This window comes from Rhodopseudomonas faecalis, assembly GCF_003217325.1.
Classification (GTDB): domain Bacteria; phylum Pseudomonadota; class Alphaproteobacteria; order Rhizobiales; family Xanthobacteraceae; genus Rhodopseudomonas; species Rhodopseudomonas faecalis.
This window is the reverse complement of record NZ_QJTI01000013.1, coordinates 91693-106257: the sequence shown is the minus strand read 5'-3', so window position 1 is coordinate 106257 and position 14565 is coordinate 91693. Positions and strand designations below refer to the sequence as shown.

Here is a 14565-nt window from a genome sequence, read left to right as displayed (position 1 = left end):
GGCGACGTCGCCGCGCGCTTTGGCCGGTGGCCACCGGCCAAAGCGCTTCGTCGCTTCCATCGCACATCTCCGTCGATGGGCAGATACAAGGGGGCGTTTCGATCTGCCACCACCGCGCGCCTGAGGGTAAGCGCGCCCTTACGACCGGCTTAGCTGCCCTTCGCCGGTCAGCAGCCCGCATGCGGGGCGAGGGGCTTGCGGCTGTGGGCCGGCGCCCGCGCGGCCATCTCCACCGCTTTGCGGGGTTGCGAGCCGGACCCTGGTCGCGTAATTCCCTGCCATGCCAGCACCCAGCAAAACCCCCGTTTCGCCGTCCCAGCCGTCGCCCCATCCGGCCGCGGTGCACGACAAAATCCTGATCGTCGATTTCGGCTCCCAGGTCACCCAGCTGATCGCGCGCCGCGTGCGCGAGGAGGGCGTCTATTCCGAAATCGTGCCGTTCCAGAAGGCCGAAGCCGCCTTCCAGGCCATGAAGCCCAAGGCGGTGATCCTGTCGGGCGGCCCGGCCTCGGTGCTGGACGACAATGCGCCGCGCGCGCCAGACGCGATCCTGCACGCCGGGGTGCCGATCCTCGGCATCTGCTACGGCGAACAGACGCTGGCCAAGCAGCTCGGCGGCGTGGTCGAGGGCGGCCATCATCGCGAGTTCGGCCGCGCCACCATCGAAGTCACGGACGACTGCGCGCTGTTCGACGGCGTCTGGCACAAGGGCGGCCAGTACGAGGTCTGGATGAGCCATGGTGACCGCGTCACCAAGATGCCCGACGGTTTTCGCGCGGTCGCCAAGGCGCCCGGTTCGCCGATCTCGGTGATCGCCGACGACGCCCGCAGATTCTACGCGATGCAGTTCCATCCCGAGGTGGTGCACACCCCGGACGGCGCCAAGCTGCTGCGCAATTTTGTGCGCAACATTGCCGGCTGCGTCGGCGACTGGACCATGCGCGCGTTCCGCGAGGAAGCGATCGAGAAGATCCGCGCCCAGGTCGGGCAGGGCAAGGTGATCTGCGGCCTGTCGGGCGGCGTCGATTCCGCGGTGGCGGCGGTGCTGATCCACGAGGCGATCGGCGATCAGCTCACTTGCGTGTTTGTCGACCACGGCCTGCTGCGCAAGGACGAAGCCAAGAGCGTGGTCGATCTGTTCCGCCACCACTACAACATTCCGCTGGTCCATGTGGACGCCGCAAAACTGTTCCTCGGCCAGCTCGAAGGCGTCACCGACCCGGAACAGAAGCGCAAGACCATCGGCAAACTGTTCATCGACGTGTTCGAGGGCGAAGCCAAGATGATCGGCGGCGCTGATTTCCTGGCGCAGGGCACGCTCTATCCCGACGTGATCGAAAGCGTGTCGTTCACCGGCGGGCCGTCGGTGACTATCAAGTCGCATCACAATGTCGGCGGCTTGCCGGCGCGCATGAACATGAAGCTGGTCGAGCCGCTGCGCGAATTGTTCAAGGACGAGGTGCGCGCGCTCGGCCGTGAGCTTGGTCTGCCGGACGTGTTTGTCGGCCGCCATCCGTTCCCGGGTCCCGGGCTGGCGATCCGCTGCCCCGGCGAGATCACCGCGGAGAAACTGGAAATCCTGCGCAACGCCGACGCGGTCTATATCGATCAGATCCGCAAGGCCGGGCTCTATGACACGATCTGGCAGGCGTTTGCGGTGCTGCTGCCGGTCAAGACCGTGGGCGTGATGGGCGATGGCCGCACCTATGACTACGTCGTGGGCCTCCGCGCCGTCACCTCGACCGACGGCATGACCGCCGACTTCTATCCGTTCGAGATGAGCTTCCTCGCCGCCACCGCGACGCGGATCATCAACGAGGTCAAGGGCGTCAACCGCGTGGTCTATGACGTGACCTCAAAACCGCCGGGGACGATCGAGTGGGAATGATTCAGGCCTATCCGAACACCGCCGACTTTACGCCAGAATTCGATATAACTAGCTGAAATAAAATAATTTTTTATCTACTGTCTATCGATACCTATCGCTGGGCAGAGATTGAATGTACCGTCACCGTTGACGGACCTAGCCCATATTGATCCCCGACAATTTTGAAAGTACCGTCACGAGAATTGAGGCTCATGACGGTACTTTTTTTGGCGTAAGCCATTGAAAAAGTGATTATTTTATCGCTGTGAGCCTCCCAAAACCGCTTGACGGTACTTTTTGGAGGTGGCGCAAAAATGTTGACGGACGCTGCGATTAAGTCGCTGAAACCAAAAGACAAAGTGTACAAGGTCGCGGATCGCGACGGCATGTATGTCCGCGTTATGCCATCGGGAGCGATCTCTTTCAGGCTGGATTACCGGCTGAACGGGCGACGCGAAACGGTCTATCTCGGCAAGTATGGGCGTGATGGCATCTCGCTCGCTCGTGCGCGGGAACTGTGCCTAGACGCAAGGCGTGCGGTCAGGGAAGGGCAGTCCCCCGCGATCGAAAAGCAGCGCGAGAAGCGCCGCTTGAAGGAGGCTAAAAGCTTCGGCGAGTTTGGCGAGAAGTGGTTGGTGAATGCCCCGATGGCGGACAGCACCAGGGCCATGCGACGCTCGATCTTTGAGCGCGAGTTACTTCCGGTCTGGCGCAACCGGCTACTCACGGAAATTACCCCTGACGATCTCCGGGCACACTGCGGCAAAATTGTCGAGCGAGGTGCGCCAGCTACCGCGATCCACGTTCGTGATATTCTCAAGCAGATCTACGGATTTGCGGTCCTCCATGGTGAGAAGGTGGCCAACCCTGCTGACGATGTAGGGCCGGCCTCGATCGCGAATTTCGTGCCGAGGGATAGATCGCTCTCGCCATCGGAAATTCGTGTGATGCTGAAGCAGATTGAGCATGTCGCCACGCTGCCCACCATCCGCTTGGGTCTTCGCCTGTTTCTGCTCACGATAGTTCGCAAAAGCGAACTTCAGGACGCGACGTGGGATGAAGTGGATTTCGAGAATGCCGTTTGGACGATTCCGAAAGAGCGGATGAAGCGCTCGAAGGCGCATAATGTCTACCTGTCACGCCAGGTCTTGGATATTTTCATCGCTCTCAAGACGTGCTCAGGAAACTCGCGCTACGTTTTGCCGTCCCGTTACGATGCCGATGCACCGATGTCCCGAGCGACGTTCAATCGAGTGACCTATTCTGTGGTCGAGCAGGCTAAGAAGGAAGGCTTGCCGCTCGAACCGTTTACAGTTCACGATCTGCGCCGGACGGGATCGACGTTGCTGAACGAGCTTGGGTTCAACGGAGATTGGATCGAGAAGTGCCTAGCGCATGAGGACGGCCGCTCATCACGTGGCGTCTACAACAAGGCCGAATACGAAATTCAGCGTCGGCACATGATGCAGGAATGGTCGGATACCGTGGACGCCTGGGTTAATGGCAAGAAGTATGTGCCGACGCTCATCCCGGCGTCGATGCCGATCTTGCAGCCCGATCCTGCCCTTTGACGGGACGGGTCCGGCGTTGCTTCACGTCTGGACTTGGCGCCCGGAGAATGGGTTTCGCACGCCGCGCGGAGAGCCATGCCTGAACCTCGCCAAGATCCCAGACCACACATCTTGGAGTTAAAGCGAAGCGTCGCGGAAATTCTCCCCGCTGCTCCATCTCATAGATGGTGCTGTCAGCCAACGGGACCATCTCGCGCAACTGCTGTCGTCTGATTGTCCTTCCGATGTGTGTGTTCGCTGTCGCGTTCATGTCGCATCTCCTCTTGATGGGCGGGTGAGGAAATAGAAAACAATAGATCGCGAACTGTGGAAGCCCTCACGATTGATCAATCGGAAATTAGAGGGCTATGGCGTGCACATAGGACGGTGACGCTGCCGTGAAACTAGGTGCCGTACAGGTGCGTGGACCACAGAAATTGGGATCTGTTGAAGCACCGGACTACGAGTTCCACGCAGCGGGCGTGGCATGTTGTAGAACCGACAGCGCCTCGTCGGCGATGATGCTCTCTTCGTCCGTCGCAACGACCAGTATTTTGATGCGCGCGCCGGCGGCACCAATCGACCGGGCATTGAGGGCGTTCGCGGCTTCGTCCAGTTCGAGCCCGAGCCATCCGAGACGACGCGCCACCGCGGCGCGCACCGACGGCTGATTTTCGCCCACGCCCGCCGTGAAGACGACAGCGTCGAGCCCGCCAAGCGTGGCCGCAAGCCGGGCGATTTCGCCGGCGATCCGAAAGCAGAAGAGTTCAAGCGCTTCGGCGGCTTCAGGAGCCATACTTTCGATCAGCTCACGACTGTCGGCGCTGATCCCGGAGATGCCGAGAAGCCCGGAGCGGCTATAGAGCAGATCCTCGACCGCGGCCGGGTTCATGCCTTTCTGCGTGATAAAATGCAGAACGACACCCGGATCCAGCGCGCCGCAGCGGGTCGCCATCGGAACACCATCCAAGGCGGAGAAGCCCATACTGGTGTCGCGGCTGCGACCGCCCGCCAGTCCGCACAAACTAGCGCCACTTCCAAGATGGGCGACCACGACGCGCGCGCCGGCGAGTTCGGGTTCGCTTTTCGCGATTTCGCCCGCGATAAACTTGTAGGAGAGTCCGTGGAAACCGTAGCGTTTCACGCCTTCGTCATGCAGGGCGCGCGGGATCGCGAAGCGACGGACGAGGTCCGTCTGGGTGCGATGGAAAGCCGTGTCGAAAGAGGCAATTTGCAGCAGCCCGGGTCGTAAGCGGCTGACCGCACGGACGAGCCGTAACCCTTGCGGTTGATGCAGCGGCGCGAGCGGCGTCAGGGCTTGCAAGGTTTCAAGCGCAGCGTCGTTGAGCGGGATCGGTCCGGCAAAAGTGTCACCGCCATGGACGATGCGATGGCCGGCAGCGGCGAGTCGATCCATATCGTAGTGCCACGACAGGCGGCGGAAGGCTTCGCCGAACACGTCGTGCAGCTCAGCTCCCGGATCAGCTTCAAGCGCCACGTCGAACGTGTCCGGCCCTTCGAGAAGATGAAATCTCAGCGGCGGCTTGCGGAAGTCGATCATCCCTTTGCCGATGCGCCGCGCCCTATCCCCTTCGAGGGCGAACAGGCCGAGCTTCACCGTGGACGATCCCGCATTGAACGTGACAAGCATGCGCTGGCTCATGCGGGTTTGGCTCCCCGCGACCAGCGGAATGCGACGAGCTTGGCGAGCGCAGCGGAGGCGATGCGGGTGCGCAGGGAATCGGCTCGGCTCGTCAGGATGATCGGCACGCGGGCGCCGAGCACGAGCCCGGCTGCGTCCGCGCCGCCGAAATAGATCAGTTGCTTCGCCAGCATGTTTCCGGCCTCGATATCCGGTACGAGCAGAATATCCGCCTGACCGGCGACCGGCGAGATTATGCCCTTGGTTCGCGCTGCGTCGGAGTTGATGGCGTTGTCGAAGGCGAGCGGCCCATCGACGCGTGCGCCCGTGATCTGGCCGCGAGCCGCCATGACAGTAAGCGCGGCGGCGTCGAGCGTCGATGGCATACGGGGATTGACGGTCTCCACCGCAGCAAGGACGGCGACGAGCGGTTCGGCGACGCCGAGCGTGTGCAGAAAGTCGACTGCATTCTGGCAGATGTCGCGCTTATGATCGAGAGTCGGCTGAATGTTGATCGCCGCATCGGTGACGACAAGCGGCTTCGAATAGGCGGGCACGCTCATCGCATAGACATGGCTGACGCGGCGATCTGTCCGCAGTCTGGAATTCTCGGCGACAACGGCTCCGAGCAGTTCGTCGCTGTGCAGACTGCCCTTCATGAGCGTGGTCACGTGACCGCCGGCGGCAAGCTCGACGGCGCGGGCGGCCGCCGCATGGCTGTGCTCGACGGCTTCAATCGGGATTCCATCAAGCGAGACGCCGGCCTCCTCAGCAGCGACCCTGATTTTGACCTCGGGGCCGACGAGAAGCGGCGAGAGCAGACCCTCGTTACGGAGCTCCACCACGGTAAGTATGGCATCAGGCGAGCAAGGATGGACGATCGCCGCCCTGAGCGCCGGCAGGGCGCGAGCCTCGTTGATGAAATGCTCGTATCGATCATGCCGCACCAGTGCAACGTCGGGAAGCTGCGTGCGCGGCCATTCGATGGCGCGGTCAGGAGCGATCACGGTCGCGGAGCCGTTCAACACCTCCTCGCCGTGCTGGTTTGCGCCGCGGGTATCGAGTATGACGACGCGTTTCTCCGGCCGCTTCTCCCGGACGGTGACGGTGACGGTAATCGTGTCGCCGGGGGAGACCGGTTTGCGGAAGCGCAGGTCCTGCTCGAGATAAATCGTGCCGGGGCCTGGCAGTTTCGTGCCGAGCACGGCCGAGACCAGCGCGCCAGTCCACATGCCATGGGCGACGACATGTCCGAAGAAATCTGTCGACGCGAAGACAGGATCGAGATGAGCGGGATTTACGTCGCCGGACACGGTGGCGAAAAGATCGATGTCGTCGCGGCCAACGACGCGCACGAGGGAAGCGCTCTCGCCGATCGCGAGGTCGTCGAAGGTGCGATTCCTGAGTAGAGATTGATCCAAGTCTGCCTCAGTGTTGATAAACATAGGTTCCCGGCGCGCCAGCTCTGCGGTTAAAGCGTTGCTTCCCGGCGTGTCAGTACATGTGCTGACCGCCGTTCATGGCGACGTTGCTGCCGGTCATGAAGCCAGCGGCATCACTCGTGATGAATGCTACCAGCGCTGCGATCTCATCCGGCTGACCAAGGCGGCCGATTGGGATCGCATTGATGATCTTCTGGCGTACGTCCTCGCGCACCGCCATCACCATCTCGGTGGCTAGGTAGCCAGGCGAGACGGTGTTGACCGTCACGCCCTTGCGCGCCACCTCTTGCGCCAACGCCTTGGTGAATCCATGCACGCCGGCCTTGGCCGCCGAGTAATTGGTTTGGCCAAACTGGCCCTTGCTGCCATTGATCGAAGAAATGTTTACGATGCGTCCCCAACCTCGCTCCACCATCGGATCAATGAACGGCTTGGTGACATTGAACAGGGAGTCCAGGTTGGTGCGCAGCACGGCATCCCAGCCGGCCTTGTCGAGCTTGTGCAGCGTGGCATCGCGGGTGATGCCGGCGTTGTTCACCAGAATGTCGATCCGATGACCATCGGCGTGGATGCGCCGCGCCAGTTGCTGCGTCGACTCGTATTCGGACACATCCGCCCCGTAGGCGGCGAATGTGTAATTCTGTGCTGCTTGCGCCTGCTGCCATTGGCCAATCGTGGTGTTGCCTGGCGTATGTGTCACGATCACGCGGTGGCCGGCATCGTGCAGGGAACGGGCGATCGCAGCGCCCAATCCCCGGTTGCCTCCGGTCACCAGGGCCGTTCGTTGAGAGGTACTCATGGCGACCTCCTCACTTTTCGGCCTTGCTCTGGGGCGTGGCGACTAGCGCAGACCAAGGCTGTGTCCATGGCTGACAAAGCTGCGCAAAAGAAGCTGCGTCACCGCTGGCTCCGAATGCCTCGGATACAGAGCTCTGCCAAGTCGTGAGCGCCTGGCGCAGGCCATCGACGAAGGCGGACTGGCTCTTGGCAGCGGTTTGAGTGATTGCTTGGGCATCGTCAACGCGGTCCTGATACAGCCGCCGGAATACCTCGGACGGCAGGGTCGCGAGCGCCTGCCAGTCTGCCGCCTGCTGAAGACCCTGGATGCGCGCGGTGGTCTCCTGTACGCCGCCAGCGCTGAGCTGTTGCATGGCTTCTAGCCAGCGATGTCCGCTCTCTTGCAGCAAACGGGTGAGCTGTAGCTGTAGCTCGGCATTGGCTTTGTAGAGTTGGATGGGCAGTTCGTTGTTCATTGCAGTGCTCCACGGTCATGTTGTGCCCCATGGGGGCAGGTGGGCCATTCCTTGTGATGTGGCCCGATCGAACCGCGGCGGCTCTCTCTCCGCCGCGGGGGCATGTCACTTCATTGCCACGTAGGCTCCGGGCGCGTCGCCGAGTGGTGTGTACGCGCTGCCGCCCATGGCAGGCGGCGCTACGCGCTCGGTCGAGCGCTGCGCCAACCACTGCTGCCAGGCCGGCCACCAGGAACCCTCGTGTAAAGGCGCCTCGGCGCGCCACATCTGCGGATCGACGTAGCGCTCGCGGGTGGCACGGGCGGCAATCTGGAAGCTGCGCCGGGGATGCCCCGGCTCGCTGACCACGCCGGCGTTGTGCCCGCCGCTGGTCAGCACGAAGGTCAACTCCGCATCGCTGAGCAGGTGCATCTTGTACACAGAAGGCCAAGGAGCGACGTGATCGCGCACCGTGCCGACGATGAACATGGGCACGTCGATATCGGCGAGCGCCACCGGCCTCCCGCGGACCTGATAGCGTCCCTCCGCCAGATCGTTGTCCAGATACAGTTGCCGCAGGTACTCGCTGTGCATGCGATACGGCATGCGGGTCACGTCGGCATTCCAGGCCATCAGATCGTTGAAGGCTTGCCGCTCACCCAACAGGTATTCGCGAACCTGTCGCGACCAGATCAGGTCACGCGAGTTGAGCATCTGGAACGCGCCGGCCATCTGCCTGCCGTCAAGATAGCCCTTGTCCCACATGCCGGCCTCGAGCCACGCCAGTTGGCTTTCGTCGATGAAAAGCGCAATCTCGCCTGATTCACGAAAGTCAGTCTCAGACGCCAGCAGCGTCAAACTTTGCAGACGCTCGTCACCATCGCGGGCCATCGCAGCAGCGGCGATCGCCAGCAAGGTGCCGCCCAGGCAATAGCCGACCGCTTGCACCTTACGCTCGGGCACGATGGCCGTGACCGCGTCCAACGCGTCCATGACCCCCAACCGCCGGTAGTCCTCCAGGCTGAGGTCACGATCGGCTGCGGTCGGGTTCTTCCATGAAATAATGAAAACCGTATGCCCTTGGTCGACCAGGTACTTCACCATCGAGTTGTGCGGCGACAGGTCGAGGATGTAGTACTTCATGATCCAGGACGGCACGATCAGGACCGGCTCGGCATACACATCGGGCGTCGTGGGTGTGTATTGGATCAGTTCGATCAGGTGGTTACGGTACACCACCTTTCCAGGCGTGACCGCCACGTCTTTGCCAACCTCGAACCCTTCGACCCCTGCTGGTAGATCGTTCAGCGCAAGACGCCGCGCGTCGTCGAGAAAGTTCATTGCACCGCGCCACAGATTGGCGCCACCGCTGTCCGTAATGGCGCGCAGTACCTCGGGGTTGGTCCAGATGAAATTGGCCGGAGACCACATGTCGAGCCACTGCCGCCCGGCGAAAGTGACCAATCTCTCGTGATGGTGGGACACGCCCCGTACGCCAGTGGTGGCATTGTGCCACCACTGCTGCTGCAGCAAGAAGCCCTGGTGGATCGCGTTGAAAGGCCATTGCTGCCAAGCAGGATCGGCGAAGCGCCGATCCTGCTCCAGCGGCTCAATACAAGTCGGGCAGTCGCGCGCACATGCCGCGCGCAGTACATAACGCGCGAGTCGCTGCTGTTTGTGCAGTCCCTTTTCCAGCAGATGGCGCTGCTTGCCCGGCGAAAGACTCAGGTGCAAGGCCCAATCATACCACGCCAGCAGGGCCGCCGCGGGCGATAACCCACCAGTGCCACGTGCCCGCAAGGCGTTAGCAAGCGCATCCAAGGCGTCGGGTGGTGTATTTTCAGTTGATGCCGACGCGGGCTTGTCAATCATGGCAGTAGTGGTCATCGCCAGCCCCGTTTAGTAAGTGACATATTACTATCTAATCGTCTTTGCGCGAATGTGCAACCCACGTCGCCGACGACAGTTCTTCTGGGACATCGGCACGCGCGGGTTTCTGGCTGACGCCGCCGAGTCGCGCTCAGCGACTCCCCACGCAAGTGACGTCGCAACGCATCGAACCAAGCCGAACCAGACCACCGTTACCTATGATCACGGCCTCGCTCGTTCTGTCCCGAATCGTCAGATTGACCTTCTTCCGGGAAGACATTTGACGATTATTGAAGTAATACATCACTCACTATGCGGAGATCTGAACAGTGAACGAACGCCCTCAATACCTGCGCGCCGAAGAACGGCGAGCCGCCACCGTACAGGCCGTTGTGGATCTGGCGGCCGAGCAAAACCCGGCCGAGATTACGACCACCGCAATTGCGGATCGAATGGGCTTGACGCAGGGCGCGCTGTTTCGCCACTTCCCCACCAAGGACGCGATCCTGGAAGCAACCATGTCCTGGGTCAGTGAACGCCTGCTGGCCCGCGTGGACAAGGCGGCCGAAGGCGCGGCGACCCCAGCGGCGGCCCTCGAAGCCATGTTCATGACGCACATCGATTTCGTGGCAAGGCACCCGGGTGTGCCAAGAATGCTGTTCGGGGAGTTGCAACGACCGGGCGAGACCCTTCCGAAGCGAATGGTCCAGACCTTGATCCGTCAGTACGAACAGCGGCTGCGTCGCCTGATGGAAGCAGGCAAGGCGCAAGGCGAACTGAATGCGGAACTGAATGTGGATGCCGCGGCCGTGTTGTTCATCGGCACCATTCAGGGATTGGTCATGCAGTCATTGTTGGCCGGCAAGGTTAGTCGGATTCGCCGTGACGCCCCAGCCGTGTATGCCATCTATCGCCGTGGCATTGAAGCTGCGCAATGAAAGCTCTCTGCTTCCGGGGTTAAGGCGCACCAGCGTCAACCTTTGCTCGGCAACGCCCTTTGCGTCCGGTCTCGGGCTGCCGCTGATCCTCTCTTTGCTACTGCCATAGAAGGCTAGGGCACGAGAGCTTTCCTGTTCCGGACTGGACATACTTGACAAATCGCGCCGTCATTAGATAGTAATAAGTTACTTTCTAATGACGGCATATATGGTCCGTCGGCAAGCTCGTCTTCGCCCGGGTGACCGACGTGAAGCGACGGTCCAAACCGTCGTTGACCTTGCCCGCAAACAAGATTCTACGGACCTCACGACCGAAGCTGTCGCCAAACGGTTGGGAGTTATCCAAGGACGCTTTGATCGACCGCCCCAGGAATCGTGGGTCGGCGTGAGTGTAGTAGCGCCATGTTGACATGTGCCTCTGCAACCTCTGGAGTAGATATAAATGAAGGACACCCTGATTAATTATCGCCGAAGCGATCAAGTAAATCGCTTCGTGCTACTAATTTCAGTGTTCACAACATTTGTGATGGGGATTTCGGTTGCCCCTATAATGGCAGAGCAGATGTCGCCTGCCTACAATATTACGGACGGGCGTCCGTGGAAGATGACGATGGACGATGGCCGCGTTACCACCCTTGTCCTTTTTGAAAACGGCAAAGGCAAGATGACCGGCGGGCCTGTGGAATTGTCTCCGAAATGGAGAGCGACGCCAGATGGCCTATGCCTCAAACCCGGCACCCTGCTTCCCGAGCGGTGCGTGCAATTGGTGCGATCCAACAATGGATATATCGGCATGAGGGCTGGCGAGCAGCTCTTCAAGTTGGAACGATAGGCTACGCTTCACAAGAGCGAATGGGGCGAGGTCGATGTCTAAACATAGACTAAATGTGGCTATAAAAGCCTCCGGTATAGCGGCAATCCTATTTGGAATAGCCACGGTCGTTTCGGGTGGAAACGCTATTCTCGGTCTTCACGGGATACTCGAATCTAGCGAGAAAATTGTACCATTCGTCTTGTATTTTAATTTTCTTGCTGGATTTACATACATCATCATCGGGATTGGTTTGATTTTGCGAAGCAGATGGGCGCCTGCATCCGCGGTCGCTGTAGCTGTTGCTACTGTCATTGTCTTTGCTGGCTTTGGTGTGTGGATCTTCCAGGGTGGCGCTTACGAAATGCGAACTCTCGTTGCCATGAGCCTGCGGACCACATTTTGGTGCATCGTGAGCATTGTCGCATTGGTCGCGCGCAGTGCTTATTCAACTTCGCCAATTACGGAAACTGGTTCGAGATCAAATAATCCCGAGTGTCCTGGGAAGGAGATGCCGCGTCACGGCGATGACAATATACTGTAGAATGGTAGCCGACAACACATCGCTGCCCAAAGGTCGGCCACCGAACCTGTTACGAAATGGGGGTGGATGAGGTTACTTCGGCCGCGCTCCAGCCGCCTCCGATCGCTTTGTACAATGCTACCAACTGAACGGCAGCTGTCGTCTGCGCGCGTACATTTGCAATTTCCGCCTCGTGCAGGAGACGCTGGGCCGCAAGCCATTCAACTCGCGCGATGTCGCCGGCAGTAAAGCGCGCTTCAGCATGACGAAAGCTGCGGCGTGACGCCTCCAGCGCCGCTTGACGAAGTACAAGCGCATCCAGTCCCGCTTCATAGTCGCCCAAAGTACGCTCCGCATCGCCCAGCGCTGTCAGCACGGCCTGCTCATAGCCCAGCGCGGCCTGCCGCTGAGCAGCCTCCCGGGCACGGATCTCTGCGCGCACACGGCCTCCATCGAACAATCGCCACGAAATGAGTGGGAGGATGGAGAAGCGGCTGCTGGATGAGTCGAACCAGTCGCTGGGACTGAGCGCCTGGAATCCGCCCCCAGCGCCAATGGACAGCTTGGGAAACAGCTCCGCGGTAGTCACGCCGATATCGGCGGTGCTGGCAGCGAGTCGCCGTTCAGCAGCCAGAACATCGGGGCGACGACGCAAAATGTCTGCACGCTCGCCCACGGGCAGCGCCGGCAGCATGACGTTCGACGCGGCGGCCTCGAGCAGCTTCAGTTCCCGTTCCGGAGGCGAGCCGAGCAGGACACCAAGACCGAGCACCGCCCCGCGCTGTCGAGCCTCGATGCCTGGTAGCATGGCACTGGCCGCGGCCCATCGCTCATAGGCTGCATCCACGTCGGCACCGGAAACGTCGCCGAGGGCGGCACGGCTGCGCATGAGGTCCAGCGTCTGTTGCAGGGTTACGACCGTCGCCTGCTGCGTACGCAATTCCTCTCTGGCGCCGGTCGCCTCGAACCACGTGCGGGCGACTTCGGCCGCGATCCGCATGCGAACGCCCAGCGCTTCGGCTTCCGTTGCCTGCAAGCGGGCGCTTGCGCCTTCCAACGCCCGCCGGTTGGCGCCGAACAGGTCGAGTTCCCAGGCCGCGTCAAAACCGGCATCGTAGATTGTCTGCGACGCTTCGAGGCCGGGAATGACGCCAATGGGCAGCGGGCCATTTTCACTTTGCCGACGCCGGTTCACGCTAGCGCCCGCGGAAACAGCGGGCAGTTGCTGACCAGCGGCCCGATCCCGCAGCGCGCGCGCTTCGTCGATACGCGCCGCCGCCTGGCGGATATCCAGGTTTTCAGCGAGGGCGGTGTCGACCAATCGCTCCAATTCAGGATCGCCAAGTGTTGTCCACCAGCGCGTAAGGTCCGTTGGCGCAGGCGCCTTCGGAACGGGCCGGGTCCAGCCGCTGCCCGTATCAATGGAAGGTGGCACGCGATAGTCGGGACCGACGACGCAGGCGGTCAACGAGGTGCAGCCGAAGATCAATACTATGAAATTCGGCCATCGAGAGGAAGGTCCGCCCGGATCCGCCAAAGATTCTGACTGGCGATAGTGGATCAAACTCATTGCAGACGTCCTCGAACGAAGATGATGGCCATGGTCAGCGACACCAGGGCGATCAGCGCCAATGGCCAAAGGCTGGCAAGAATATCGCCGGGCGACATTGCCTTGAGAAAGCTGCCTTCCACGATGATCAGGAAATGGGTGAGTGGAATCGCCTGCGCCAGCCATTGCAGCACTGTGGGCATGTTCTCGACCGGCGTGGCGAAGCCCGACATCAGAACGGCGGGCACGCCGATGGCGAAGGCGCCAAGGATGGCCTGCTGCTGGGTCGCGCTGATCGCGGAAATCATCAAGCCGATGCCCACCACCGACAGGATGAACAGGACCAGGCTGACAAAAAGCAACCCAAACGAGCCGTTAAACGGAATCTGGAACGGCCCGGCCGCTGCCGCCATCATCAGAAGTCCGAGCATGGTGCCGATGACCAGCGCCGGCAGCGACTTGGACACGATGATTTCCGGCGTGGAGGTCGGTGACACCAGCAACTGGTCGAACGTACCCAGTTCGCGTTCGCGGGCGATCGACAGCGAGGTAATAAGCAGCGCGCTGAAGAAGGCCAATATGCCGGAGAGACCCGGTACGATGAACCAGCGGTACGTCAGATTGGGATTGAACCAGTTGCGCACCGCCGCTGGCGTTGCGGGACCGGCGTCGGCGTTGGCCTCCGCTCCAACCTCGGCAGCGATGGCAGAGAGATAACCGGTGGTGATCTGCCCTGAATTGCTCCGCCGGCCATCGATCAGCACCTGGATGCGACCGTTGTCGCCGGCAGCAATGGAGCGCGAAAAGTCTGGCTGGATATCGAGCGCCGCGATCACCTTGCCCTGGTCGATAAGCTGGCGCAACGCCTGGCTGTCGGTCACGTGATGGACTTTGGCAATGAACTCGGCCCGGTCCAGCCGTGTGATCAGTTCATACGACCAGCGGCCCGCATCCTGATTGTGCACGGCGATATCGACATTGCGCACTTCAAGCGTGGCGGCGAAAGCAAACACCAGCAATTGCAACAGTGGCGGCACGAACACGACCATCCGGCTGCGCGGGTCGCGCAGGATGCTCAGGACTTCCTTGATGAACTGCGCCCGCAGTCGGGTGAAAGCGAAATAGCTATTGTGTTGCGCCAC

The 14565-nt window shown here is 61.1% G+C and carries 13 protein-coding genes; 5 read left to right on the top strand and 8 right to left on the bottom strand.

The annotated features are described in order from the left end of the window. Positions 1 to 280: 280 nt before the first annotated feature. Both guaA and BJ122_RS12010 read left to right on the top strand, forming a co-directional pair. Positions 281 to 1888: a glutamine-hydrolyzing GMP synthase gene (guaA, locus tag BJ122_RS12015; RefSeq protein ID WP_110781248.1), complete on the top strand. Its 1608-nt coding sequence runs from the start codon at positions 281 to 283 to the stop codon at positions 1886 to 1888. A 293-nt stretch (positions 1889 to 2181) separates the two neighbouring features. Next, positions 2182 to 3438: a tyrosine-type recombinase/integrase gene (locus tag BJ122_RS12010; RefSeq protein WP_110781247.1), complete on the top strand. Its 1257-nt coding sequence runs from the start codon at positions 2182 to 2184 to the stop codon at positions 3436 to 3438. Here the strand turns inward: BJ122_RS12010 and BJ122_RS12005 are convergent. The 6 genes from BJ122_RS12005 to BJ122_RS11980 form a co-directional block, all read right to left on the bottom strand. Next, positions 3392 to 3688, bottom strand: coding sequence for a helix-turn-helix transcriptional regulator (locus BJ122_RS12005; RefSeq protein ID WP_110781246.1), 297 nt, complete (start codon positions 3686 to 3688; stop codon positions 3392 to 3394). The genes BJ122_RS12010 and BJ122_RS12005 overlap by 47 nt on opposite strands. A 189-nt stretch (positions 3689 to 3877) precedes the next feature. Then, a complete protein-coding gene (locus BJ122_RS12000) occupies positions 3878 to 5080 on the bottom strand; it encodes an acetate/propionate family kinase (protein WP_110781245.1) in 1203 nt (400 codons plus the stop codon). Further along, on the bottom strand, positions 5077 to 6504 hold the full coding sequence (locus tag BJ122_RS11995) for a bifunctional enoyl-CoA hydratase/phosphate acetyltransferase (RefSeq protein WP_110781244.1): 1428 nt from the start codon (positions 6502 to 6504) through the stop codon (positions 5077 to 5079). Before BJ122_RS11995 ends, BJ122_RS12000 begins: the two co-directional genes overlap by 4 nt. A gap of 49 nt (positions 6505 to 6553) precedes the next feature. Then, the gene (gene phbB / locus BJ122_RS11990) at positions 6554 to 7300 is read right to left on the bottom strand and encodes an acetoacetyl-CoA reductase (protein WP_110781243.1); all 747 of its coding nucleotides are present in this window, start codon (positions 7298 to 7300) and stop codon (positions 6554 to 6556) included. A 10-nt stretch (positions 7301 to 7310) separates the two neighbouring features. Next, positions 7311 to 7754, bottom strand: a complete 444-nt coding sequence (locus BJ122_RS11985) for a phasin family protein (protein ID WP_110781242.1) — start codon at positions 7752 to 7754, stop codon at positions 7311 to 7313. A 105-nt stretch (positions 7755 to 7859) separates the two neighbouring features. Continuing rightward, positions 7860 to 9620 (bottom strand): PHA/PHB synthase family protein, encoded by a 1761-nt coding sequence (locus BJ122_RS11980; RefSeq protein ID WP_110781241.1) that lies wholly within the window; start codon positions 9618 to 9620, stop codon positions 7860 to 7862. 311 nt (positions 9621 to 9931) lie between these two features. Between BJ122_RS11980 and BJ122_RS11975 the strand changes: the two genes are divergently transcribed. The 3 genes from BJ122_RS11975 (at position 9932) to BJ122_RS11965 (ending at position 11895) form a co-directional block, all read left to right on the top strand. After that, entirely contained in the window at positions 9932 to 10540 is a 609-nt protein-coding gene (locus BJ122_RS11975; protein ID WP_029075195.1) for a TetR/AcrR family transcriptional regulator, read from the top strand. Between the two features lie 442 nt (positions 10541 to 10982). After that, on the top strand, positions 10983 to 11372 hold the full coding sequence (locus BJ122_RS11970; protein WP_110781240.1) for a hypothetical protein: 390 nt from the start codon (positions 10983 to 10985) through the stop codon (positions 11370 to 11372). A 34-nt stretch (positions 11373 to 11406) separates the two neighbouring features. Further along, entirely contained in the window at positions 11407 to 11895 is a 489-nt protein-coding gene (locus tag BJ122_RS11965; RefSeq protein WP_181418945.1) for a hypothetical protein, read from the top strand. 49 nt (positions 11896 to 11944) lie between these two features. Here the strand turns inward: BJ122_RS11965 and BJ122_RS11960 are convergent, their stop codons facing one another. Beyond that, complete coding sequence (locus tag BJ122_RS11960) at positions 11945 to 13444, bottom strand: efflux transporter outer membrane subunit (RefSeq protein WP_110781239.1); 1500 nt, start codon at positions 13442 to 13444, stop codon at positions 11945 to 11947. Next, positions 13441 to 14565: an ABC transporter permease gene (locus BJ122_RS11955; protein ID WP_029075197.1), complete on the bottom strand. Its 1125-nt coding sequence runs from the start codon at positions 14563 to 14565 to the stop codon at positions 13441 to 13443. Before BJ122_RS11955 ends, BJ122_RS11960 begins: the two co-directional genes overlap by 4 nt.

Excerpts from the sequence above, each read along its gene's own strand:
- guaA (WP_110781248.1), top strand. The coding sequence starts at position 281 with ATGCCAGCACCCAGCAAAACCCCCGTTTCGCCGTCCCAGCCGTCGCCC.
- BJ122_RS12010 (WP_110781247.1), top strand. The coding sequence starts at position 2,182 with ATGTTGACGGACGCTGCGATTAAGTCGCTGAAACCAAAAGACAAAGTG.
- BJ122_RS12005 (WP_110781246.1), bottom strand. The coding sequence starts at position 3,688 with ATGAACGCGACAGCGAACACACACATCGGAAGGACAATCAGACGACAG.
- BJ122_RS12000 (WP_110781245.1), bottom strand. The coding sequence starts at position 5,080 with ATGAGCCAGCGCATGCTTGTCACGTTCAATGCGGGATCGTCCACGGTG.
- BJ122_RS11995 (WP_110781244.1), bottom strand. The coding sequence starts at position 6,504 with ATGTTTATCAACACTGAGGCAGACTTGGATCAATCTCTACTCAGGAAT.
- phbB (WP_110781243.1), bottom strand. The coding sequence starts at position 7,300 with ATGAGTACCTCTCAACGAACGGCCCTGGTGACCGGAGGCAACCGGGGA.
- BJ122_RS11985 (WP_110781242.1), bottom strand. The coding sequence starts at position 7,754 with ATGAACAACGAACTGCCCATCCAACTCTACAAAGCCAATGCCGAGCTA.
- BJ122_RS11980 (WP_110781241.1), bottom strand. The coding sequence starts at position 9,620 with ATGACCACTACTGCCATGATTGACAAGCCCGCGTCGGCATCAACTGAA.
- BJ122_RS11970 (WP_110781240.1), top strand. The coding sequence starts at position 10,983 with ATGAAGGACACCCTGATTAATTATCGCCGAAGCGATCAAGTAAATCGC.
- BJ122_RS11965 (WP_181418945.1), top strand. The coding sequence starts at position 11,407 with ATGTCTAAACATAGACTAAATGTGGCTATAAAAGCCTCCGGTATAGCG.
- BJ122_RS11960 (WP_110781239.1), bottom strand. The coding sequence starts at position 13,444 with ATGAGTTTGATCCACTATCGCCAGTCAGAATCTTTGGCGGATCCGGGC.